Source organism: Cnuibacter physcomitrellae (genome assembly GCF_014640535.1).
GTDB classification, from domain to species: Bacteria; Actinomycetota; Actinomycetes; order Actinomycetales; family Microbacteriaceae; genus Cnuibacter; species Cnuibacter physcomitrellae.
Map to the genome: position 1 here is coordinate 1,433,767 of NZ_BMHD01000001.1, position 22,481 is coordinate 1,456,247.

Sequence of the window (22,481 nt, forward strand, 5' to 3'; positions counted from 1 at the left end):
ATCAGCCTAGCCTGCCGCGCTCGGCGAGCCTGGGTCGGCCCAGCGTGCCGGCGTCGCCGGAGTTCTTCAGCCGGGACATGGTCTGCGCGAACGGCACCGGGCGGCCGTAGAAGAAGCCCTGCGCGTGCTTCACCCCGATCTGCAGGAGGATCTCGGCCTGCTCCTGCGCCTCGACCCCCTCGACGATGGTCGAGTACTCGAACGCGTCGCTGAAGCCCTGGAGCGCTCGGACCACCTCGCGCTGCCTCGTGTCGTCGAGGTTGCCGGCGAGGCTCCGGTCGATCTTGAGGATGTCCATCGGGATGCTGACGAGCGCGCCGACGCTCGACGCCTCGCTGCCGTAGTCGTCGAGCGCGATGAGCATGCCCATCTCGCGGAACACCTCGGCCTGAGCGCGCAGCTCGTCGTCGATGTCCTTGGTGGAGCGCTCGTTGAGCTCGAGGCAGAGCGTGACCTCGGGGTACTGCGGGACGATCTCCTTCAGGAACCCGCCCACGTGCTCGTCGCGGATCTGCTCCACCTCGAGGTTGATCGTCATCGTGCGCACCGACGGCACCACGCGCTGGAACTCGCGCGCCGACTTCAGCGACGCGGCGATGACCAGCTTCGTCAGCTGGTCCATCCGTCCCAGCCCCTTCGCCTTCTCGATCAGGGAGGAGGTGGAGATGCGGCCGAGCTCCGGGTGCGTGTAGCGCACGAGCGACTCGAACGCCCAGATGCGGTCCTCCGCCATGTTGACGATGGGCTGGTAGACCACGTTGAGCGTGCCGTCGTCGATCGCCTTGGCGACGATCTCGTTGATGCGGCTGGAGCGGTGGGGCGAGATGCCGATGCTCGACTCGAAGCTCGGCCCGCCCTGGCGTCGGGAGCGCTTGATGGAGAGCATGCTGTGGTCGGCGTCGACCACGATCGAGCGCGGATCGGTCTCCTGCGCCGCGGAGAACGCCAGACCCACGCTGACCAGCGGACGGTACTCGCGGCCGTCGAGGAGCACGGGCTTCGAGAGGTTCGCGACGATGCGGTCGGCGATGGCCTTCGACTCGGCGAGCGACTGCAGCTTGGTGAGGATGACGACGAACTCGTCGCCGCCCACCCGCGCGACGAAGTCGTGCGGCCGCACGCTCGCCCGCAGCCGGGTGGCCACGGTGGCGAGCATCTCGTCGCCGACGTGGTGGCCCTCGGTGTCGTTCAGCCGCTTGAACTGGTCGAGGTCGATGAAGAGCACGGCGAGCCCGGAGGCGTACTGCCTGTCCTCGTTGAGGCGCACGAGGCTGCGCTGGAAGGCGTTGTAGTTCGGCAGGCCGGTGAGCGAGTCGCGGTCGACGCGGTCGAGCAGGAGGTCGTACGCGCCGCGGACGCGGGCGGTCTCCGAGGCGATGTGCCCGATCGCGTCGAGAGCGCGCTCGTCCTCCTGGCTGAACGGGACGCCGCCGTCCTTCCGCATCGCGACGAGGTACTCGACCGGCTCGACCGCATCCTGCTCGTGCTCGCCGGGGACGCCGTCCTCGTCGTCGTAGGGCGTCTCGTCGAGCTGGGGGTCGACGAGCGCGCCCGTCCGCGTGAACTTCGCGCCGATCTCGTTGCGGCCGGGCGGGGTGCGCCGCACCGTGAAGACCGCGGCGTCGACGGCGCGCTCCGCGAAGGACTTCATGGTGTTCGTGAGGTCGTCCTCGGGGTTCCACGGCAGCGCGCGGGCGGCGTCGACGATCCCGTTCAGACGCCTCTCGCTGACCCGCGTCTCCCGCCGCTTGGCGAGGGCGTAGAACACCAGGGCGACGATCAGCAGCGGGATGGTCTGACGCGCGAGCTCGAGCTCGTCGTCGGCGCCCACGAGCACCTGGAGGTAGCCCTCCGAGATCGCCCAGTCCACGAGCGCGACGAGGGTGGCGACGCCCCAGACGAGCGCGAGACGCGCGGGGCTGAGCGCCCCGAGCCCGACGCCCCGGCCGGTCCTGCTCCACTGCCCCTTCGACCGGATGAAGTCGATCGCCAGCACGACGGCGAAGTAGGCCGCCAGTCCGAGCGGCACGGCGATCCAGCCCGGGACACCCGACGCCGCGAGGGCGCGAGCACCGAAGACGAACGCGAGCGCGGCGACGGCCGCCTGCCCCGACCACTGCGCCGCCATCCACGGCGAGCGCGTCACGACGAGCTTCGACACGAAGAACGCCACCACCCAGAGGCCCACGTCGAAGAGCGGGTTCGTCCCGGGCACGGCGATCACGAGCAGGGCCGCCGCCACCCCCAGGGCGGGCGGGCCCGGAGCGCGGCCGGAGGGGATCTGGTACACCGCGGTGACGCCGACGCTGACCACGAAGACCACGGCGAGGACGGGGAACGCCGGCGGCGCCAGGAGACCCTCGATCACCCCGGTCACGGCCGTGGCCGCGCCGATGGCCACGAGGACCGCGGCGAGCACCGGGTCGCCCTCGCGGGCGAGAGCCGCCGCCTGGGTCGGCGGGGTCTGCGTCATGCCTGCCGCCTCTGCTGTGTGGACCGACTGCTGCGCCTCTCGGAGCGCCGTGCGCGCCTCGCGGGGTGCTGTGAGCGCCTCGCGGGGTGCTGTGAGCGCCTCGCGGGGTGCTGTGAGCCGATTCTAGTCAGAGCCCGAGGTCGCGGAGGGCTGCGTCCATCCGCGACGACATCTGCGCGTATCCCTCGTCGTTCGGATGCAGGCCGTCGTCCGCCATCCACTCCGGGTGGTGCTCGATCCACCGGCTCGCGCCGGGGATCCAGTCCGCCCCGACGCGGTCCGCGGCGGCGTGCACCCATCCGATGATCTGCTCCACCGAGTCCGGGCGCTCGTCGGTGTACCAGAACGGCTCCACCGCGATGAGGCGGGCATCCGGGAGCTGCGTCCGGAGCCGGTCGAAGTCCGCTGTGATCGCGGCCTGGATGGCGTCGGCACGCCCGGGCATCGAGAAGTTGTCGTTCAGGCCCATCGTGATGACGACGATGTCCGGCTGCGCGGCGATGACCTCGCTGACCTCGTCGCTCGGCGGATACGCGGGCGGCAGCGGATCGCGGTGGTTCACGAAGCCCAGTCCGTTGGTGCTCGGGTTGACCTCGGTCCAGCCGCGTTCGGCGCAGATCACGGTGGACCAGCGGTTCGCGGGATCGGAGGCGCCGGTGCCGAGGGTGTAGGAGTCGCCGTAGAACGCGACCACCGGCGCGGTCGCTGCTGCGCTGCCGGGGGCGGGCGCGGGCTCGTTCGCGTTCGGGCGGTTCGCGCGTGGCCCGAACGCGCTCCCGAGGGCGAACACCAGCGCCGACACGGCGAGCGCCGCGACGACGATGATGGCGAGAGCGGTCCGGGTACGCACGGAGGGGATTCGGCGCGCCCCCGCCCACCGGATGGGTCCGGATCCGGGACTCGGGGCGAATTCGCCGTCGAAAGGTACGGCCAGAGCGAAGGCGCCCGCGTATGCCGTCCCGTGCTCCCTCTCACGCTCCCTTTTCGCGGTCACCCGCCTTCGTGTTCGCCGGCCCTCGGCGCGGTGGCGAGGACGGCGCCTCACACCAGGGGCGTGCTGCCACGAGCTAACTCCGGAAATCCGGTGCCGCCCGAGCCAACTCCGGAATCCGCACGGCGTGTCCCGCCGAAACTCCGGAGTTGGCCCGACGCAGGTGGCGAGGACGACGCCTCACACCCGGGCAGTGCCGTCAGGGGCTAACTCCGGAGATCCGGGCCCACCGGAGCCAACTCCGGAATACGGGCGGCGTGTCCCGCCGAAAGTCCGGAGTTGGCTCGGGCTGGGCGAGGAACGCGTGGGCCGGGATGGCGTCGAGCCCGACCCGGGCCCCGGCCGGGGCCGGCGCGCGCGGGTCAGCGGGGCGTCAGACCGCGGCGGGGGCGGCGACGGGCGGCACGTGGGCGCCCGAGGCGATGACCTCGGCGATCTGCACCGCGTTCAGGGCGGCGCCCTTGCGGAGGTTGTCGTTCGAGATGAAGAGCGCGAGGCCGCGGTTGCCGGGGACGCCCGGGTCCTGGCGGATGCGGCCGACGAGACTCGGGTCGATGCCCGCGGCCTTGAGCGGGGTCGGGACGTCGGCGAGCTCGACGCCCGGCGCATCCTCCAGCAGCTCGCGGGCGCGGGTCGGGGTGAGCTCGGCGCCGAACTCGGCGTTGATCGACAGCGAGTGCCCCGTGAAGACGGGCACACGCACGCAGGTGCCGCTGACCAGCAGCTCGGGGAGCTCGAGGATCTTGCGGCTCTCGTTGCGGAGCTTCTTCTCCTCGTCGGTCTCCTCGAGGCCGTCGTCGACGATCGAGCCGGCGAGCGGGATGACGTCGAAGGCGATGGTCTCGGGGAACTTGGCGTGCGCGGGGAATCGCACCGCGGATCCGTCGTGGACCAGGTCGAGGAGGTGCTCGTCGGCGGTGGCCGCCTTGGCCTGGTCGGCGAGCTCGGCGGCGCCGGCGAGGCCCGCCCCGCTTACGGCCTGGTACGTGGAGACGATGATGCGCTCGAGGCCGGCCTCCTCGTGGAGGACCTTCAGCACCGGCATCGCGGCCATCGTGGTGCAGTTGGGGTTCGCGATGATGCCCTTGTGCGCATCCGCGATGGCGTGCGGGTTCACCTCGGAGACCACGAGGGGCACCTCCGGGTCCATGCGCCAGGCGCTCGAGTTGTCGATCACCGTCACGCCCGCCGCGGCGAAGCGCGGGGCCTGGGCGCGGCTGCCGGTGGCGCCGGCCGAGAAGAGCGCGATGTCGAGACCCGTGGGGTCGGCGGTCTCGACGTCCTCGACGAGGACGTCCTCGCCCTTGAACGGGAGCGTCGTGCCGGCCGAACGGGCGGTGGCGAAGAAGCGGATGCTCTCGATCGGGAAGTCGCGCTCCTCCAGGAGTCGACGCATCACGGCGCCCACCTGCCCCGTCGCGCCCACGACTCCGACGTTGTACTTCTTCACTGCGCCTGCCACTGCCTCTGCCTCCCGATCGCGAAGCCCCATCGTACCGCGGGCGCCCGCGGGTCCTCCCCCGCGCGGCCGCGGCCCTCTTCCCCTCGCCGAACGGCGAGAAGATGCCCCTTCTACGCGCCGCGGAGGGTGGGAACTCGCCGCTCGGCGAAGGACGCGGGCACGACCACGCGAGCGGCCCTCGGGTGATACCGCGGCCTGCGGCACGGGCCATCACACACGCCGAATGGCGAGAAGGCGCCCCTCCCACCCGCCACGGAGGGCGGGATGTCGCGAGTGGACGACGCCCCGCGGGCGGGCGACGCCCAGCGGGCGAGCGACGCCCCAGCGGGCGAGCGGAGTCGCGAGGCTAGCGGCCGGTTCCGGCGTGGACGACCGCGTCGGCGTCGCCGTCGAGGCCGAAGGCGGTGTGGATGGCGCGGACGGCGTCGTTGATGGTGTCGGCGCGGGTCACGACCGAGATGCGGATCTCGCTGGTGGAGATCATCTCGATGTTGATGCCCGACTCGTAGAGCGCGGTGAAGAGCTTCGCGGAGACGCCCGCGTTGGTGCGCATCCCGGCGCCCACGAGCGCGAGCTTGCCGATCTGGTCGTCGTAGGCGAGGGACTTGAAGGCCACGGCCTCCTGCTCGGCGCGCAGGGCGGTGAGGGCAGCCTGGCCGTCGGACTTCGGCAGCGTGAACGAGATGTCGGTGAGACCCGTCGAGGACGACACGTTCTGCACGATCATGTCGATGTTCGCGCCCGACTTCGCGACGATGGTGAAGATCTGCGCGGCCTTGCCCGGCACATCCGGCACCCCGACGACGGTGATCTTCGCCTCGCTGAGGTCGGTCGCGACCCCGGCGATCATCGGCTCTTCCATGGCGGACTCGCTCTCGGTTCCCTGCGCGGATGCGCTGCGGATGGACTTCAGGTGCGCCGCGGCGAACGCGGCGGCGGCGGGGTTCTCGGGGTCGTAGACGATCGTGCCGAGGTTGTTGTTGAACGACGAGCGGACGTGCAGGGTGACTCCGTGCCGGCGGGCGTACTCGACCGCGCGGATGTAGAGCACCTTCGCGCCGTTCGCCGCCAGCTCGAGCATCTCCTCGCTGGAGATGACGTCGAGCTTCTTCGCCTTCGGCACGACGCGAGGGTCCATCGTGAAGATGCCGTCGACGTCGGTGTAGATCTCGCAGACGTCGGCGTCGAGCGCGGCGGCGAGCGCCACCGCGGTGGTGTCGGACCCGCCTCGGCCGAGGGTGGTGATGTCCTTGGTGTCGCGGTTGAAGCCCTGGAAGCCCGCGACGATCACGATCGCGCCCTCGTCGAGCGCCTCGCGCAGTCGCACCGGCGTGACGTCGACGATGCGCGCGGCGCCGTGCTGCGCATCCGTGATCATGCCCGCCTGGCTGCCCGTGAAGGAGCGCGCGGTGTGCCCCATCGACTCGATCGCCATGGCGAGGAGCGCCATCGAGATGCGCTCGCCCGCCGACATGAGCATGTCGAGCTCGCGCGGGGCCGGGATGGGAGCGACCTCGTGCGCGAGGTCGAGCAGCTCGTCGGTGGTGTCGCCCATCGCGGAGACGGCGACGACCACCTCGTTGCCGGCCTTGCGCGTCTCGACGATGCGCTTCGCCACGCGCTTGATGCTCTCAGCGTCGGCGACGGACGATCCGCCGAATTTCTGCACGATCAAGCTCACGGGCCACTCCTGGGGTTTCGGGGATCGAGTCTATCGGACGGCGGCTGCCCGCCTCGTGCGGACGAGCCGCGTGACGGAGGCGTTCGGGCTTCGCGCGAGCGGGCGGGGGCGGGCGGGCTACTTCGCGCGGTCGTATGAGTTGACGGTGGCGACGGTGACGGGGAAGTCGACGTCGGCGCCGGGGAAGAGGATGCGGCCCGCCGCCGCGGCGGCCTCCCGCACCTCGGCGGCGACGGCCTCGGCCAGCGCGACGGGGGTGTGGATCATCACCTCGTCGTGCAGGAAGAACGCGAGGTGCGGCCGCTGCTCGAGACGCGCATCCGAGGGGTCGGCGCCCGGGGCGCTCGGCGTAGTCGTCGGCAGGGCCCAGAGCCGGCGGCGGAGCTCGGCGAGCCAGCAGAGCGCCCACTCCGCGGCGGTGCCCTGGACCACGAAGTTGCGGGTGAACCGACCCCAGCTGCGCGCCTCGGTGCGCGCGCGGGTGTGGACGTGCTCGCCGGCGCCGTCGGCGCGGGAGGCGTCCTGGAGGTCGAGCCAGTCGTCGGCCGGGCGCGGCGACGTGCGGCCGAGGCGGGTGGAGACGCGGTCGCCGCGCTCCCCCGCGCGGGCCGCCGTCTCGACGTAGGACACCGCGGCGGGGAAGGCACGGGCGAGCCGCGGCAGCATGCGCCCTCCGTCGCCCTGCGTGGCGCCGTACATCGCTCCGAGCATGCCGACCTTCGCATGCGCGCGGGTGTCGATCGCGCCCGAGGCGACGATGCCGTCGTAGAGGTCGCGGCCCCGTCCGGCCGCGGCCATCGCGGCGTCGCCGGAGAGGGCCGCCAGGATGCGGGGCTCGAGCTGCGACGCATCCGCCACCACGAAGCACCAGCCCTCGTCGGCCACCACGGCGCTGCGCACCTGGTGCGGGAGCTGCAGCGCGCCGCCGCCCTCCGACGCCCACCGGCCCGTGACGACGCCACCCGGCAGGTAGACGGGGCGGAAGCGGCCGTCGGCGATCCAGGCGTCGAGCCACGCCCATCCGTTCGCCGTCATCAGCCGCGAGAGCTTCTTGTACTGCAGGAGGGGCTCGATGACCGGATGCTCGATCCGCTCGAGCTCCCACTGCCGCGTCGTCCGCACGCGGAGGCCCGCTCGCTGCAGCGACTTCACCAGCTCAGCGGGCGAGTCGGGGTTGGCGGCGGGGTCGTCGAGGGCGGTGCGGATGCGGACGAGCAGCTCCTCCAGACGCGCCGGCCGCTCGCCGGGTCGGGTCGGACGGGGGCCGAGGGCCGCGGTGAGCAGGGCGTCGTGGCGGTCGGCGCGCCACGGGATGCCGACGTGGCGCAGCTCGGCGGCGGCGAGCGCACCCGCCGACTCGGCGGCGAGGAGGAGACGGAGGCGCGCAGCGTCGTGCGGCGCGGCGGCAGCGACCGCGGCGAGCTGCGCCCGGTGCTCGGTGAGGGGGTCGAGCGCGGGTGCGGCGGTGGGGGCCGGGCGGGGCGTGGGTGCGGCGGTGGGGGCCGGGCGGGGCGCGGTTCCTTTGGTGCTGGCGGAGCCGGCGTGCGATGTGCCGGAGACGGGTGGATGGGGCGTGTCCCTGTCGGATGGGCCGGGGTCGGGGTCGGAGGAGCCAACTCCGGAGATCTCGGGCGACACGCCGCCGGGATTCCTGAGTTGGCTCGCCAGGCGCGCGGAATCCGGAGTTGGCTCGCTGGCGGCGCTGGGGGCCCCGTCGCTGGAGGCGCGGGCGGCTCCGTCGCTGGCGGGCCCGTCGGGAGCGGGGGCGGAGGCGACCGGGGCGACAGGGGCGGAGGTGGAGCCGAAGTCGAGGTCGAAGAGGGCGTCGGGCTGCGGGGGGCGGGGCGCGGGGCTCTGCAGCGCGGGGGCGAGGGCGGCGGGACGCGGCGCATCCCACTCGGATGGGGACGCGAGCGCGAACGCCGTCGCCGAGGTGATCGCGGAGGCCCGGAGGATCGTGTGGGTCAGGCGGAGATCCACGCAGCGATCGACCCGCACGCCGCGCTCGAGGAGGAGCGGATAGCGGAGCGCCGTGTCATCCCACACCCACCGCAGCCGCGGGCCGGGAGTCGCCTCGAGCATCCGCACCCGCTCGGCGAACGCCTCGACGCCGTGCACCTCGGGCTCGCCGACCGGCTCACCCGCGGCGTCGACCGGCTGCAGCTCGAAGCGACGCGCCTCCGCCAGGGCCGTGACCACGACGGCCGCGGCTCCGTGCATCCGCTCGCCGTTCAGCGCTCGACGAGGCGGCGGCCCTCGAACGCGCGGCCCAGGGTGACCTCGTCGGCGTACTCGAGGTCGCCGCCCACGGGCAGACCGGACGCGAGGCGCGTGACGCGGATCTCGAGCGTCGTCAGCAGGCGCGAGAGGTAGGTGGCCGTCGCCTCGCCCTCGAGGTTGGGGTCGGTGGCGATGATGACCTCGACGACCTCACCGTCGGCGAGGCGCTGCATGAGCTCGCGGATGCGCAGATCGTCGGGGCCCACCCCGTCGATCGGGCTGATCGCGCCGCCGAGCACGTGGTAGAGCCCGCGGAACTCGCGGGTGCGCTCGATGGCGGCGACGTCCTTCGCCTCCTCCACCACGCAGATCACGTTGCGGGAGCGACGCGGATCGCTGCAGATGCCGCATACGTCGGCCTCGCTGACGTTGCCGCAGATGCTGCAGAACCGCACCTTGTCGCGCACGTCGGTGAGGATCTCGGCGAGCCGCGACACGTCGAACGACTCGGTCTGCACGATGTGGAACGCGATGCGCTGCGCGGACTTCGGCCCGATGCCCGGGAGACGGCCCAGCTCGTCGATCAGCTCCTGGACGATGCCCTCGTACATGCGTCAGCCCTCCTTCCCTGGCAGCGGCTGCTCCTCGATGAAGTTCGCCTGGAGTATCTCTCGCACCACCGACTCTCCATAGCGGTTGCGGCTCGCGGCCGGGCCGCGCGGGGGTGACACGGGGCTGCCGGATGCGCGCACCGCGGCGCCGTGCGCCTGTGCGGCGCCCTGGGGCGCGGCCGAGGGCGCGGATGCGGAGGGCTGCGGCTGGGCGGCCCCGGACTGCGGCTGGGCGGGGCGCGGGGGCTGGGCGGAGCCGGACTGCGGCTGGCCCGGGCGCTGAGATGGGGTGTCTGCACGCGATCCGTCGCGGTAGCCGAGGTCGGCGGGCAGGTCGGGCTCGTCGGACGGCATCGGCTCGTCGGGATACGAGTAGCCGTCGTCGTCCGGCCCGGAGGGGATCGCGACGACGTCCCACGTCGTGGTGGACGCCTGCGTAGGGCGAGCCTGCGGGGCATTCTGCCCCGCAGGGCGACGGTCTCCCGCGGACGACTCCTGCTGCGGGCGCTGCTGCGTCTGCGGAGGGCGCTGCTGCTGGGCCGGACGCTCCTGCTGCGGGCGCTGCTGCTGCGGGCGCGCCTGCTGGGCGGGACGCTCCTGCTGGGAGCGCTCCTGTTGGGCGGGACGCTCCTGCTGCGCCGGGCGATTCTGCTGGGCAGGAGACTGCTGCACCGGGCGATCCTGCTGGACGGGACGCTGCTGCGCCGGGCGATCCTGCTGAGGGGGGCGCTGCTGAGCAGGGCGCTCCTGCTGGTCGGGACGCTGCGGCTGAGTCGGATGCTCCTGCTCGGGGCGCGCCTGCTCGGCCGGACGCTCCTGGGACGGACGCTGCGGCTCGGCCGGGCGCGCCTGCTGCGTGGGGGGCTCCTGCTGTGGGGCGAGGTCCGGCTTCCGCGGCTCGGCGGGACGCTGCGCGGCGGACTCGGGCGCCGGTGCATCCGCGCGCTCGGCATCCTGCGCCGACTCCGGCGCGGGCTCCCCCACCTCGCGGTCGGCGGGGCGCGGCGGAGCCTTCAATGCGGAGGCCGGGCTGAGCAGGCTGCGCAATGCGGCGTCGGACTGTGGGGTGGGCTCGCGAAGCATCGGGGCGGCCGGAGGCTCGTCGGCGAGGGGCTCGTCGTCGGGCTCCGGCTCGGCGGCGGTGCCGCCCGGGGAGACGCCGGGGACCGTCCATCCGCCCGTTCCGAGATCGCCCGCCGAAGCCGGGCGAGCGGCAGCGGCGGTCGACCCCTGCGGGGAGGCGGGCGCGCCCGAGGACTCGGCGGCCCGCGCAGGGGCGGCCGCAGGCTGGACTGAGGAGGGACCCACGGAGGGAGCCGACGCGGATGCTGTCGGCGCGGACTGAGCAGACGCGGGCGCGGTCCCAACCGACGCAGGCGTGGGCCCAGCCGGCGCAGGCGCGGGCCCAGCCGACGCGGGAGCAGGCCCAGCCGGCGCAGGCGCGGACTGCGCCGACGCGGGCGCAGGCCCAGTCGGCGCAGCGGACGGCGCGGACTCCGGCGCGGCGGGGGCGGACTGCACCGGGGGCTGAGGTTCCGCATCTGCGGGACTCGAGGACTGGAGGTCGGTGACGCCGCCGTCGAGGCCGACCTCGGCGGGGCGGAGGGAGCTGTCGACGCGCGCGATGTACTTCACGCGGAGGCCGAGCACGTCGACGATCGCCTGACGCAGGTACTCGCTGACGCCCTCGCCCGCGGTGCGCTGCTTGAAGCTCGCGACATCGGCCTCGCTCGGGAACGCGAGGGTCAGGATGTCGCCCTCCAGCGCCCGCACCTGCGCGGTGTACACCACGAGCCACGCCGAGCGCTTCGCGTTCTGGACGACGTCGAGGATCTCGGGCCACGCATCGCGCAGCTGCTGCAGCGTCACCGGTCCCGCGGCCCTCGAGGCCGCGGGTTCCGTCCCACGTTCAGGAGCGGCCCCACCCGCAGGAGCAGCCCCACTCGCAGGAGCGGCCGCAGGCGCAGACGCCACCGCGGGCTCGGCCGAAGGGGCCGACTCGGCGGCACCCGGCACGCTCTCGGCACCGGACGTCATCGACTCCCGAGGCGCATCCGTCCGCGGTGCCTCACCATCGGAGCGCGAGGAGCCCCCCGCACCCGATGCCGCCTGCTCAGCCGGAGAGGCGGAGGACGCACCGGACCCAGCACCCGACCCCGCACCGGACCCGGGCACCGTCACACTCCACGAGGCCGCCGCCTCCGCGGCCACGTCGCGCGGAGCAGCCGGCGCCGCCGTCTCGTCGACCGACGCCACCGCCTGTGCCCGCGGCATCTCGACGCGGCCCACGGGCACCTCGGCGATCACCTCGCGCGCCGACACGGGCTCGCGCGACTCGGTGACCGGCGCTGTCACCCGGTCGGAACCCGGCGCGGGCGACGCCGCCACCGCATCCCGCCCGGTCGCCCCGGCGCGCTCGGCGGGGGCGCGCAGCCCCTCGGCGGCGCTTCCGCCCTCGACGCCCACGCGGCGCTCGAGCCGCTCGACGCGGGCGAGCGCGCCACGCGCGGTCTCGTCGGCGGCGGGCACCAGCGCCCGTGCGACCATGAGCTCGAGGTGAAGGCGGGGCGAGGTCGCCCCCGTCATCTCGGTGAGGGCCTCGTTGACGATGTCGGCCACCCGCGACAGCTCGGCGTGGCCGAACTGGGCGGCCTGGCGGCGCATCCCCTCGATCTCGTCGGCGGGCACCCCGCGCAGCACGTGCGCTGCGTGCTCTCGGGTGGCCGCGACCACGATGACGTCGCGGAGGCGCTCGAGGAGGTCTTCGACGAAGCGGCGCGGATCCTGCCCGGTCTGGATGACGCGGTCGACCGCCTCGAACGCGGCCCGCCCATCCGCCGCCGCGAGCGCGTCGACGACCTCGTCGAGCAGGGCTCCGTGCGTGTAGCCGAGCAGGGCGACGGCGCGCTCGTACTCGACGCGGTCGCCCTCCGACCCTGCGATGAGCTGGTCGAGCAGCGACAGCGTGTCGCGTGCGGAGCCGCCGCCCGCGCGCACCACGAGAGGCAGCACGCCCGGCGCGACGGACACACCCTCGGAGTCGCACAGCTGCTGCACGTACTCGAGCAGCTGCGCGGGCGGGATGAGACGGAAGGGGTAGTGGTGCGTGCGGGACCGGATCGTGCCGATGACCTTGTCGGGCTCGGTCGTCGCGAAGATGAACTTCACGTGCTCCGGCGGCTCCTCCACGATCTTCAGCAGCGCGTTGAAGCCGCCCGACGTGACCATGTGCGCCTCGTCGATGATGAAGATCTTGAAGCGGTCCCTGGCCGGGGCGAAGATCGCCCGCTCGCGGAGGTCGCGGGCGTCGTCGACGCCACCGTGCGAGGCGGCGTCGATCTCGACGACGTCGAGCGAGCCCGACCCGTCGCGGCTGAGCTCGACGCAGCTCGCGCAGACGCCGCAGGGAGTCGGCGTCGGCCCCTCGGCGCAGTTGAGGCAGCGGGCGAGGATGCGCGCCGACGTCGTCTTGCCGCAGCCGCGCGGGCCGCTGAACAGGTAGGCGTGGTTCACGCGATCGGTGCGCAGCGCCGTCATGAGCGGATCGGTCACCTGCGACTGGCCGATCATCTCGGCGAAGTTCTCGGGCCGGTACCGGCGATAGAGGGCTGTGACCACCACCCGATCGTACCCGTGACCGATGACATCGTGGCGGGCTGTGGAGAGCCGCCTACGCCAAGTCGACGGTGCAAGGATGGGCGGATGCTCATCCGCCCCTTCGACCCTCGCGACACCGAGCCCGTGGTGGCCCTCTGGGAGGCCTGCGGCCTCGTGCGGCCGTGGAACGATCCGCGGAAGGACATCGCCCGGAAGCTCACCGTGCAGCCCGAGATGTTCCTCGTCGGCGTCGACGAGGCGGATGCGGTGCTGGCGTCGGCGATGGTCGGCTACGACGGTCATCGCGGCTGGGTGAACTACCTCGCGGTGGCGCCGTCCGCGCAGGGTGAAGGGCTGGGCCGGGCGCTGATGGCCGAGGCCGAGCGGATGCTCGTGGACCGCGGGTGCCCCAAGCTCAACCTGCAGATCCGCGCCGGGAACGAGCGCGTCATGGCGTTCTACCGCGCGCTCGGCTACGCCGAGGACGGCGCCGTCTCGTTCGGCAAGCGCCTCATCGCGGACGAGTAGCCGCCCGCCCGCTCCGGTCGAGCCCGCTCGGCGCCAGGCCGGCCCGTTTTCGCGGCCTCTTTGGCGTTTCGCCGGGTCATTGGGCACGCGAAACGCCAAAAAGGCAGCGACACCAGGTGGAACCGCCGGATGGGCGCGCTGCACGTGAGCGCGCGAGTCCGGGGCGGCGTGCTACGCGGAGACGGCAGCGAGGGACTGGCGGGCGATCTCGAGCTCCTCGTCGGTGGGCACCACGAGGACCGCGACGCGTGCGCCCTCGGGCGAGATCGTGCGCGCCTGCCGCGACCGCTCCTCGTTGCGCGCCGGATCGACCTCGATGCCCAGGCCCGCCAGCCCGGCGAGCGCCGCGGCCCGGACGGGCGCGCTGTTCTCGCCCACACCGGCGGTGAACACGATCGCATCGACCGACCCGAGCTGCGCGAGGTACTCCCCGACGTAGCCGCGGATGCGGTGGGTGTACACGTCGAACGCGAGCTGTGCCTCCGCCTCGCCCGAGTCGGCGCCCGCGATGACGTCGCGCATGTCGGAGCGGCCCGCGAGCCCCAGGAGACCCGAGCGCTTGTTGAGCAGCCCGTCGAGCTCGCTGAACGACGCATCGGTCTTGCGGTGCAGATGGAAGAGCACGGCGGGGTCGATGTCGCCCGAACGCGTGCCCATGACGAGACCCTCGAGCGGGGTCATGCCCATCGACGTCTCGACCGAACGGCCGCCGTCGATGGCGCACGCCGACGCGCCGTTCCCGAGGTGCAGCACGATGAGCTTGAGCTCGTCGACGGGGCGGCCGAGGTACTCGGCCGTGGCGCCCGAGACGTACTTGTACGAGGTGCCGTGGAACCCGTACCGGCGGACGCGGTTGGCGTCGGCCAGCGACTTGTCGATGGCGTACGTGTACGCCGCGGGCGGGAGGGTCTGATGGAAGGCCGTGTCGAACACCGCCACCTGCGGGACGTCGGGGAACGTCTTGCGCGCTGCCCGGATGCCCGAGAGGTTCGCGGGGTTGTGGAGCGGCGCCAGGTCGCTGAGGTCTTCGATGTTGATCTCGACCAGATGGTCGACCACCGTGGCCTCGAAGAACCGCTTGCCGCCGTGCACGACACGGTGTCCGACCGCGCCGAGCGGATGCTCGTCGAACGACGGACCGTGCGCCTCGAACGCGTCGATCATGACCCGGAACCCGGCGTCGTGGTCGGGGACGGGGACGTCCTTCTCCCACTCCCCCGACGGCGTGGTGTGGCGGGAGTGCCCGGAGGACTCGCCGATCCGCTCGATGAGCCCCGACGCGAGGACGCTCTCGTCGCTCATCTCCACGAGCTGGTACTTGATGCTCGAGGAGCCGCTGTTGACGACCAGCACGGCGCTCATGCGCCGGCCTCCGTCGCCGCCTGGATCGCGGTGATGGCGATCGTGTTGACGATGTCGGCCACGAGAGCCCCTCTCGACAGGTCGTTGATCGGCTTGTTCAGGCCCTGCAGCACCGGGCCGATGGCCACGGCCCCCGCGCTGCGCTGGACCGCCTTGTAGGTGTTGTTGCCCGTGTTGAGGTCGGGGAAGATGAACACCGTCGCCCGGCCGGCCACCTGCGACCCCGGCAGCTTCGCGGCGCCGACCACCGCATCCGCCGCGGCGTCGTACTGCATCGGCCCCTCGACGAGGAGGTCGGGGCGGCGCTCGTGCACGAGGGCCGTCGCGGCGCGGACCTTCTCGACGTCGGCGCCCGATCCCGACTCGCCCGTCGAGTACGACAGCATCGCCACCCGCGGTGCGATGCCGAACTGGAGCGCCGTCTCCGAGGAGGAGATGGCGATGTCGGCGAGCTGCTCGCTCGTGGGGTCGGGGATCACGGCGCAGTCGCCGTAGACCAGCACCCGGTCGGCGAGCGCCATGAGGAACACGCTCGAGACGACGGACACATCCGGCTTGGTCTTGATGATCTCGAACGCCGGGCGGATGGTGTGGGCCGTGGTGTGCGCCGCGCCCGACACCATCCCGTCGGCGAGGCCCAGGTGGACCATCAGCGTGCCGAAGTACGACACGTCGGTGACGGTGTCGTAGGCGAGGTCGAACGAGATGCCCTTGTGCGAGCGCAGTCGCTGATACTCCTCGGCGAAGCGCTGGCGGAGCTCGGGGTCGTACGGGCTGACGACCGCGGCCGCGTCGAGGTCGAGGCCGAGCTCGGCCGCGCGACCCCGGACGGCATCCTCCTCGCCGAGGATGGTGAGGCGGGCCACCCCGCGGCGCAGCACGGTGTTCGCCGCGCGGAGGATGCGGTCGTCCTCCCCCTCGGGCAGGACGATGTGCCTGCCGGCCAGGCGCGCACGGTCGAGGAGCCCGTACTCGAACATGAGCGGGGTGACGACGTCGGAGGCGCCGACGTCGAGCAGGTCGACGAGCTGCCGGGCGTCGACGTACTGCTCGAAGAGGGCCAGCGCGTTGTCGTACTTCACCTGCGAGTCGGCGGCGAAGCGCCCACGCGTCGACGTGATGCGCACGGCCGTCTCGTACGTGTCGAGCGGCGTGGTGATGATCGGCAGCCTCGGATCGAGACCCGTGATGAGCCGCATCACGGGATCGGACAGCTCGAACCCGCCGTTCAGCACGAGCCCCGCGAGCGACGGGAACGTGCCGGAGGCGTTGGCGGTGAGCACGGCGAGGATGAGCTCCGCACGGTCGCCGGGCACGATCACCACGGCCCCCTCCGTCAGCCGGGGCAGGACGTTGTTCATCGACATCGCGGCCACGACGACGCCGAGCGCCTCGCGGGCCAGCAGGCGCTCGTCGCCCAGCAGCAGCGTGCCGTTGATCGACTCGAGGATGCCGGACATGCTCGGAGCGACGAGCACACGGTCCTCGGGGATGGCCCAGACGGGGATGCGGCGCGGCTGCGACGTGGTGCTCACCTCGGCGAGCCCGTCGCGGGCGTCGCGCGCGGCGGCGCTGATCGCATCGCGGATCTTCTCGAGGTTGTAGGGGTCGGAGCGGTTGGCCACGACCCCGACGAGCGTGGCGTGGGCCTTGCGCAGCTCGACCATGGCCAGCTCGGCGATCTGCCGCATGTCGTCGGCGCTGCGCGCCTCCGCCTGCCCGAGCAGCTCGTCGGACCCCTGCCCCTTGCGTCCACCCAGGACCAGCAGCACCGGCGCACCGAGGTTGGCGGCGATGCGGGCGTTGAAGCTCAGCTCGGTGGGACTGCCGACGTCGGTGTAGTCGGACCCGAGGATGACGACGGCGTCGCACTCGCGCTCGACATCCTTGTAGCGCTGCACGATGCGGCTGAGCGCGGCCTCCGGGTCGGCGTGCACGTCGTCGTACGTGACGCCCACGGCGCGCTCGTACTCCAGGTCGACGCCGTCGTGCTCGAGCAGCATCTCGAGCACGTAGTCGCGCGCCGACACCGACCTCGCGACCGGCCGGAACACGCCCACGCGCTGGATGCTCCGTCGCAGCGTGTCGAGCACCCCCAGGGCGACCGTCGACTTCCCGGTGTGCCCCTCGGCGGAGGTGATGTAGATGCTCTTGAACGACGTGGCAGGGGTCGTCGCGGAGGGGGCGGCGGGGATGGTGTCTGGCACGGGCCTTCCTTACGTGTTCGTCCGTCCCCAAGCCTAGTGACGGCGCCCGACCCGCCCGGGGTCGTGCATGAACTGTGGAGGAACTCCGCCCTCACCCGCACCTGTGCAGGATCCCCCGCGAAGGATCAGCCGCAGATCTCCTTGGGAGCGAACTCCAGCGTTCCCACCGTGATCAGCCCGACCACGTCATCCGGATGGAGGGCGTCGACCGAGTCGGCTCCCTCCACGACGAAGTTGATCCACGTCGTGCCGTCGGTGAGGAAGTAGCTCGCGCTCGACGAATGGACGTGCGCCTGGATGCCCGGATAGGCCGCGAGGACGGCGGCCACGCTGTCCCCGGGACGGATGCCCTCGGCGGTGTGCGGGCGCACAGCCGGCTCCCCGCCGCCTCGGGCGGCGGCGGACACGAGTCCGACGTCGCCGCCGTTGAACTCCACCGCGGCGAGCCACGTGCCCGGAGCGTGGTACGACGCGACCCCGGGGTTGCCCCCGCAGTCGTCGCGGGCCAGCCCGGTGAACGCGGCGACCTGCTCCTCCATCGATCGGCCCACCGTGAAGGGACCGATGCCGGAGAAGTCGATCGTCCACGTGCCGGGATCGGCGGGATCGTACGCGGGCCACGACGGATCCGCTCCCGCGGTGGGGCTCGGGGTCGGAGTGCCCGGCTGCGGGCCGTCCGGCGTCGGTGTGCTCGTCGGCGTCGGCGTCGCAGAGGGCGTGCGCAACGGGCTCGCCGTGGGCGACGGAGTCGGTGCGGGCTCCGCCACGCACCCCGACAGGACCAGGACCGCGGCCAGCGCCGCGCCCCACGCCGCACGCGCGGCGAGACCACCACCCAGGGATCGCCTCATCAGCCGCAGATCTCCTTCGGCGGGAACTCGTGCGAGCCCACGGAGATCGCATCGATCGTGTCCGCTGGCTGGAGAGCCTCGGGCGAGTCGCTCCGCCAGACCGTGAAGTTGATCCACGTGGTGCCGTCGGTGAGGAAGTAGCTCGGGCTCAGCGACCCCATGTGCGCCTGGATGCCCGGGTACGCCGCGAGCAGATCGCCGACAGTGCTGCCCGGACGGATGCCCTCCACCGTGTGCGGCCCGATGCCACCGGGCTGATCGGGCCGGATCGAGGACGAGACGAGCCAGACCTGGCCCCCGTTGTCGGCCGCCGCCGCGATCCACAAGCCCGGAGGCAAGTACGACGCAACGCCGGTGTTCCCGCAGTCGTCGCGCGATATCCCGGCGAACGCCGCAGCCTGCTCCTCCATCGGACGGCCGACTGCGAAGGGGCCGATGCCCGTGAAGTCGATGGTCCACGTGCTCGGATCGGCGGGGTCGTACGCAGGCCAGGACGGATCCGCACCCGCGGTCGGGCTCGGAGTGCCCGGCTGCGGGCCGTCCGGGCTCGGCGAGATCGACGGTGTCGGTGTCGCTGTGCGCGTCGGGCTCGCCGTCGACACCGTGGGCGACGGAGTCGGTGCGGGCTCCGCCACACACCCCGACAGCCCCAGAACAGCGGCCAGCGCCGCAACCCATGCCGCACGCGCGGCGATACGACCATTCATGATTGCCTCCCCCGAGACGATCGATCGGTCCCCCCGGACCGAGTGGAGATGAGGACTCCCCGCGCACCCGCCAGAGCCCGGTTACCCTTGCTGCGTCTCCGCCCTGGGGGAGTTGGCCTGGATGGCGCCACGCGGGGAGCCGGGGATCAGTGTATCAAGCCCGGCAGCGCATCCGACCCATGCAGCTTCCGGGCGGATCGGGCCAGGATGGTGGGCATGAGGATCGCCATCGCCGGAGGACACGGGAAGATCGCGCTGCAGACCACCAAGCTGCTGAGCGCATCCGGCCACGAGGTGGTGGGCATCGTCCGGAACCCGGACCATGCCGGCGACGTCGAGGCCGCGGGCGGCGAAGCGCTCGTCTTCGACCTCGAGGCGAGCGACTCGGAGGCGCTGGCGCACGAGCTCTCGCAGCGCGAGATCGACGCCGTCGTGTTCGCCGCCGGCGCCGGCCCGGGCAGCAGCGCCGACCGGAAGCTCACCGTCGACCGCGACGGCGCGATCCTCCTCGCCGATGCCGCCTGGCGAGCCGACGTCAAGCGCTACGTCCTCGTGTCGGCGATGTCCGCCGACGACTACGACCCCACCAGCGACGACGTGTTCCAGGTGTACCTCCGAGCCAAGAGCGAGGCGGATGCGGCGGTCCGCGCCAGCGAGCTCGACTGGACGATCGTGCGCCCGGGCGGCCTCACCGACGAGCCTGCGACCGGGCTCGTCACCCTCGCCGCCTCCACCGGGCGGGGCACCATCCCGCGAGCCGACGTGGCGTGGATCGTCGCCACGCTCTTCACCACCGACGCCGCCGTGCGTGCCCAGTTCGAGGCGATCTCCGGATCCACCCCCATCGCGGAGGCCCTCCGCGACCTCTGAGGGGTCCCGCGGGCGCGGGCACGCGTCGCCCATCACGGAATACGTGCAAGCGGTGCGTCATAGCCGGGGGCTTTGCCGTATTCCGTGATGAGCGCCGGGTTCCCGCCCGATCCGTGGGCCGGTCAGCGAGGCGCTGCGCGGCAGGGTAGGATGCTGGAGGTCGTGCTGCTCCGGCGCGCGACTCGCCAGGAGGATTCGCCTAGTGGCCTATGGCGCACGCTTGGAAAGCGTGTTGGGTGAAAGCCCTCGGGGGTTCGAATCCCCCATCCTCCGCCAAACAGATGCCTGCGGGTGACGCACAGCGCCCACAGCCGGGGTTCCGGTCCCCTTTCTCGGCACCTCGACGTTCCGCGCCGAGGTCGCGCTATCGCCCGGCGGCGTCATGCGTCATGCTGGCGGCGTGGAGCACACACGCAGGATCACCCGCCCAGCCGTCCTCGCCGCCGTCCTCGCGGGCACGGCACTCGTCGCGGCGGGCTGCACCGCGCCGGGATCCGCACCCGACGAGAGCACGACGCACACGACGGGGGCGATGCCCGCAGCGATCCAGAGCATCCTCGACGACCCCCGCTACGCCGAGGGCCGATGGGGCCTCAGCGTGGTCGACCTCGACTCGGGCCAGACGCTCCTGGAGCAGAACCCCCACGACGAGTTCCAGACCGGCTCGACGGCGAAGATCCTCTCGGTGACCGCCGCGCTCGCCGACCTCGGGCCGGACCACCGCATCGACACTCCCGTCTACGCCCTCGGCGAGGTGTCGGGCGGGGGCGTCCTCGACGGCGACCTCGTCCTGCAGGGCGCCGGAGACCTCACCCTGGGCGGGCGGACGAAGGCCGACGGCACCATCGACATCCCGATCTTCGACCACTACGACGCCAACGCGCTGCCCGGCGTCGCCACGCTCACGCCCGAGGATCCGGTGGCGGGCCTCGACGAGCTCGCCCGCCAGGTGGCCGCTTCCGGCATCTCGCGGGTCGGCGGCGACGTGCTCGTCGACGACAGGCTGTGGGATCCGGTGGTCCTCGACGAGGTCCCGATCACGCCGATCGTGGTGAACGACAACCTCCTCGACCTCCTCGTGACCCCGGGCGCCGAGGGCTCGCCGGCGACGGCGACCTCGCGTCCGCAGACCTCGGCCTACCGGGTGACGGTCGACGTCACGACGGGCGCCCCCGACAGTCAGATCGACCTCGACGTGACCGACGACGGTCAGGGATCGCTCACCCTGTCCGGATCGGTCCCGGCCGGAGCGGCGCCGATCGTGCACACCTACCAGGTCCCGGATCCCGCGACCTGGGCGCGGACGCTGTTCATCGAGGCGCTCCAGCGGGCGGGGGTGGAGGTCGACGCGTCGGCGACGGCGGCGAACGACGCCTACGCGCTCCCGCCCACCAGCGCGCTCGGCGCGACCGCCCCGGTCGCGGTCCTCGCGTCTCCCCCGTTCTCGGAGACGGCGAAGCTCATCAACAAGGTGAGCCACAACCTCGGAGCCAACCAGCTGCCCCTCCTGCTCGCCGCCCAGGCCGGGCAGCGCACCCTCGACAACGGGCTCGCCCTGCAGTGGGTGCAGATGCAGAAGGGCGGGCTCACGAGCGCCGATGCCACGGTCCTCGACGGACAGGGCCTGCCGGGCAACGTCATCACGCCCGCCGGGATGACGGGATACCTCGACCACCTGACCACCACGGAGACGTTCGACACCTTCTTCGACTCCACGCCCATCCTCGGCGTCGACGGATCGCTCGCGTCCGTCCTGCCGAAGGGCGACCCCGCGACCGGACACGGGCACGCCAAGACGGGCACCCTCGTGGAGCCGCGGCCCGGAGGCGGCTACACGCTCGTGACGAAGGCGCTCGCCGGGTACATCGACGCCGAGAGCGGGCACCGGCTGGCCTTCGCCGTCTTCGTGAACGACGTCCCGATGGACTCCGTCCAGGGCGTCTTCCAGGCCAACAGCGACCTCGGCGCCATCGCCTCCGCCCTCTACAGCACCTACTGAGCGCGCCTTCGCGCCCGGCGTCCGCCGGCCGGCCGGATGAGGCACTCGTGGCGACGTCGACGCCCACGAAGCCACCACGACTGCCAGATCCGCACGGCCCCGGCCGAGCGGGCGCCCGGGTGGCCGGCCGGAGCACCGCATGCCGACCCGGATGTGACAGTCGTGGCGACCACCGCGCCCACGAAGCCACCACGACTGCCAGATCCGCCCAGCGACGATTGAATGGGCGCACAGGTGGTCGGCTGGAGCGCCGTACGCCGATCCGGATGTGACATTCGTGGCGATCCCAGCACCCACGAAGCCACCACGACTGCCAGATCCACCCCGCGACCTCGGGCCGAGTGAGCGCCCGCCAGAGCACCGCACGCCGATCCCCGGATATGACAGTCCTGGCGACCTCAGCGCCCACGAAGCCACCACGACTGCCAGATCCAGCCCCGCGACGGCTGGATGGACGCGCGGGCGGACGGATGGAGCACGGCACGCCGATCCCGGATATGACAGTCATGGCGACCTCAGCGCCGGCCGGGCCACCACGACTGCCAGATCCAGCCCCGGCGACGGCTGGACGGACGGATGGAGCACCGCGCGCCGATCCCGGATATGACAGTCATGGCGACCTCAGCGCCCACGAAGCCACCACGACTGCCAGATCCAGCTCCGGCAACGGCCGGATGGACGCACAGGCGGCCGGCTGGAGCACCGCACGCCGATCCCGGATCTGACAGTCATGGCGACCACGGGGACCACGAAGCCACCACGACTGTCAGATCCGCCCCACGACGGCTGGATGGACGCACGGGGTGGCTGGCTGGAGCGCCGCACGTCGATCCCGGATATGACAGTCGTGGCGACCTTGGCGCCGGCCGGGCCACCACGACTGTCAGATCCGCCCCGCGATGGCGGGATGGGCGCACGGGCG

General features: G+C 72.5%; 14 protein-coding genes, 1 tRNA gene and 1 other RNA gene. 4 read left to right on the top strand and 12 right to left on the bottom strand.

Annotation, left to right across the window (positions count from 1 at the left end; translation table 11 throughout):
- Position 1: 1 nt before the first annotated feature.
- From IEX69_RS06710 to IEX69_RS06740, 7 genes are all read right to left on the bottom strand, one after another.
- Entirely contained in the window at positions 2-2,473 is a 2,472-nt protein-coding gene (locus IEX69_RS06710; protein WP_085020290.1) for a putative bifunctional diguanylate cyclase/phosphodiesterase, read from the bottom strand.
- Between the two features lie 127 nt (positions 2,474-2,600).
- Positions 2,601-3,323 carry an SGNH/GDSL hydrolase family protein gene (locus tag IEX69_RS06715; protein ID WP_229756259.1) on the bottom strand — a complete coding sequence of 241 codons (723 nt, stop codon included), beginning with the start codon at positions 3,321-3,323 and terminating at the stop codon, positions 2,601-2,603.
- 514 nt (positions 3,324-3,837) lie between these two features.
- Entirely contained in the window at positions 3,838-4,926 is a 1,089-nt protein-coding gene (locus IEX69_RS06720) for an aspartate-semialdehyde dehydrogenase (RefSeq protein ID WP_268235384.1), read from the bottom strand.
- Positions 4,927-5,272: 346 nt separating this feature from the next.
- Positions 5,273-6,607: an aspartate kinase gene (locus IEX69_RS06725; protein ID WP_085020292.1), complete on the bottom strand. Its 1,335-nt coding sequence runs from the start codon at positions 6,605-6,607 to the stop codon at positions 5,273-5,275.
- Positions 6,608-6,724: 117 nt separating this feature from the next.
- On the bottom strand, positions 6,725-8,827 hold the full coding sequence (locus tag IEX69_RS06730; RefSeq protein WP_373284431.1) for a bifunctional 3'-5' exonuclease/DNA polymerase: 2,103 nt from the start codon (positions 8,825-8,827) through the stop codon (positions 6,725-6,727).
- An 11-nt stretch (positions 8,828-8,838) separates the two neighbouring features.
- Positions 8,839-9,438, bottom strand: coding sequence for a recombination mediator RecR (gene recR / locus IEX69_RS06735; RefSeq protein WP_085020293.1), 600 nt, complete (start codon positions 9,436-9,438; stop codon positions 8,839-8,841).
- Positions 9,439-9,441: 3 nt separating this feature from the next.
- Positions 9,442-13,056 (bottom strand): DNA polymerase III subunit gamma and tau, encoded by a 3,615-nt coding sequence (locus tag IEX69_RS06740; RefSeq protein ID WP_188760940.1) that lies wholly within the window; start codon positions 13,054-13,056, stop codon positions 9,442-9,444.
- A gap of 84 nt (positions 13,057-13,140) precedes the next feature.
- Here IEX69_RS06740 and IEX69_RS06745 point away from each other — a divergent pair, with 84 nt between their 5' ends.
- Positions 13,141-13,563, top strand: coding sequence for a GNAT family acetyltransferase (locus IEX69_RS06745; RefSeq protein WP_085020294.1), 423 nt, complete (start codon positions 13,141-13,143; stop codon positions 13,561-13,563).
- Positions 13,564-13,734: 171 nt separating this feature from the next.
- Here IEX69_RS06745 and IEX69_RS06750 read toward each other — a convergent pair whose 3' ends face one another.
- From IEX69_RS06750 to ffs, 5 genes are all read right to left on the bottom strand, one after another.
- Positions 13,735-14,925, bottom strand: coding sequence for an acetate/propionate family kinase (locus IEX69_RS06750; protein ID WP_085020295.1), 1,191 nt, complete (start codon positions 14,923-14,925; stop codon positions 13,735-13,737).
- Positions 14,922-17,132: a phosphate acetyltransferase gene (gene pta, locus IEX69_RS06755; protein ID WP_229756260.1), complete on the bottom strand. Its 2,211-nt coding sequence runs from the start codon at positions 17,130-17,132 to the stop codon at positions 14,922-14,924. The genes IEX69_RS06750 and pta overlap by 4 nt, the downstream gene beginning before the upstream one ends.
- A 125-nt stretch (positions 17,133-17,257) precedes the next feature.
- Positions 17,258-17,983, bottom strand: coding sequence for a hypothetical protein (locus IEX69_RS06760; protein WP_085020296.1), 726 nt, complete (start codon positions 17,981-17,983; stop codon positions 17,258-17,260).
- The gene (locus IEX69_RS06765; protein WP_157127235.1) at positions 17,983-18,690 is read right to left on the bottom strand and encodes a hypothetical protein; all 708 of its coding nucleotides are present in this window, start codon (positions 18,688-18,690) and stop codon (positions 17,983-17,985) included. The genes IEX69_RS06760 and IEX69_RS06765 overlap by 1 nt, the downstream gene beginning before the upstream one ends.
- Positions 18,691-18,737: 47 nt before the next feature.
- Positions 18,738-18,834, bottom strand: an RNA gene (gene ffs, locus IEX69_RS06770) — signal recognition particle sRNA small type.
- Positions 18,835-18,906: 72 nt separating this feature from the next.
- Between ffs and IEX69_RS06775 the strand changes: the two genes are divergently transcribed.
- The 3 genes from IEX69_RS06775 to dacB all read left to right on the top strand — a co-directional run bounded on the left by IEX69_RS06775 (position 18,907) and on the right by dacB (position 21,559).
- Positions 18,907-19,560, top strand: coding sequence for an SDR family oxidoreductase (locus tag IEX69_RS06775; protein WP_085020298.1), 654 nt, complete (start codon positions 18,907-18,909; stop codon positions 19,558-19,560).
- 188 nt (positions 19,561-19,748) lie between these two features.
- Positions 19,749-19,836: transfer RNA gene (locus tag IEX69_RS06780), tRNA-Ser, on the top strand.
- A gap of 124 nt (positions 19,837-19,960) precedes the next feature.
- Positions 19,961-21,559 carry a D-alanyl-D-alanine carboxypeptidase/D-alanyl-D-alanine endopeptidase gene (gene dacB, locus IEX69_RS06785; protein WP_174604477.1) on the top strand — a complete coding sequence of 533 codons (1,599 nt, stop codon included), beginning with the start codon at positions 19,961-19,963 and terminating at the stop codon, positions 21,557-21,559.
- Positions 21,560-22,481 lie beyond the last annotated feature (922 nt).

Bases quoted from the DNA above. Each gene is read 5' to 3' on its own strand.
- IEX69_RS06730 (WP_373284431.1), bottom strand. From the start codon at position 8,827: ATGCACGGAGCCGCGGCCGTCGTGGTCACGGCCCTGGCGGAGGCGCGT.
- IEX69_RS06760 (WP_085020296.1), bottom strand. From the start codon at position 17,983: ATGAGGCGATCCCTGGGTGGTGGTCTCGCCGCGCGTGCGGCGTGGGGC.
- IEX69_RS06775 (WP_085020298.1), top strand. From the start codon at position 18,907: ATGAGGATCGCCATCGCCGGAGGACACGGGAAGATCGCGCTGCAGACC.
- recR (WP_085020293.1), bottom strand. From the start codon at position 9,438: ATGTACGAGGGCATCGTCCAGGAGCTGATCGACGAGCTGGGCCGTCTC.
- IEX69_RS06710 (WP_085020290.1), bottom strand. From the start codon at position 2,473: ATGACGCAGACCCCGCCGACCCAGGCGGCGGCTCTCGCCCGCGAGGGC.
- IEX69_RS06765 (WP_157127235.1), bottom strand. From the start codon at position 18,690: ATGAATGGTCGTATCGCCGCGCGTGCGGCATGGGTTGCGGCGCTGGCC.
- IEX69_RS06745 (WP_085020294.1), top strand. From the start codon at position 13,141: ATGCTCATCCGCCCCTTCGACCCTCGCGACACCGAGCCCGTGGTGGCC.
- IEX69_RS06750 (WP_085020295.1), bottom strand. From the start codon at position 14,925: ATGAGCGCCGTGCTGGTCGTCAACAGCGGCTCCTCGAGCATCAAGTAC.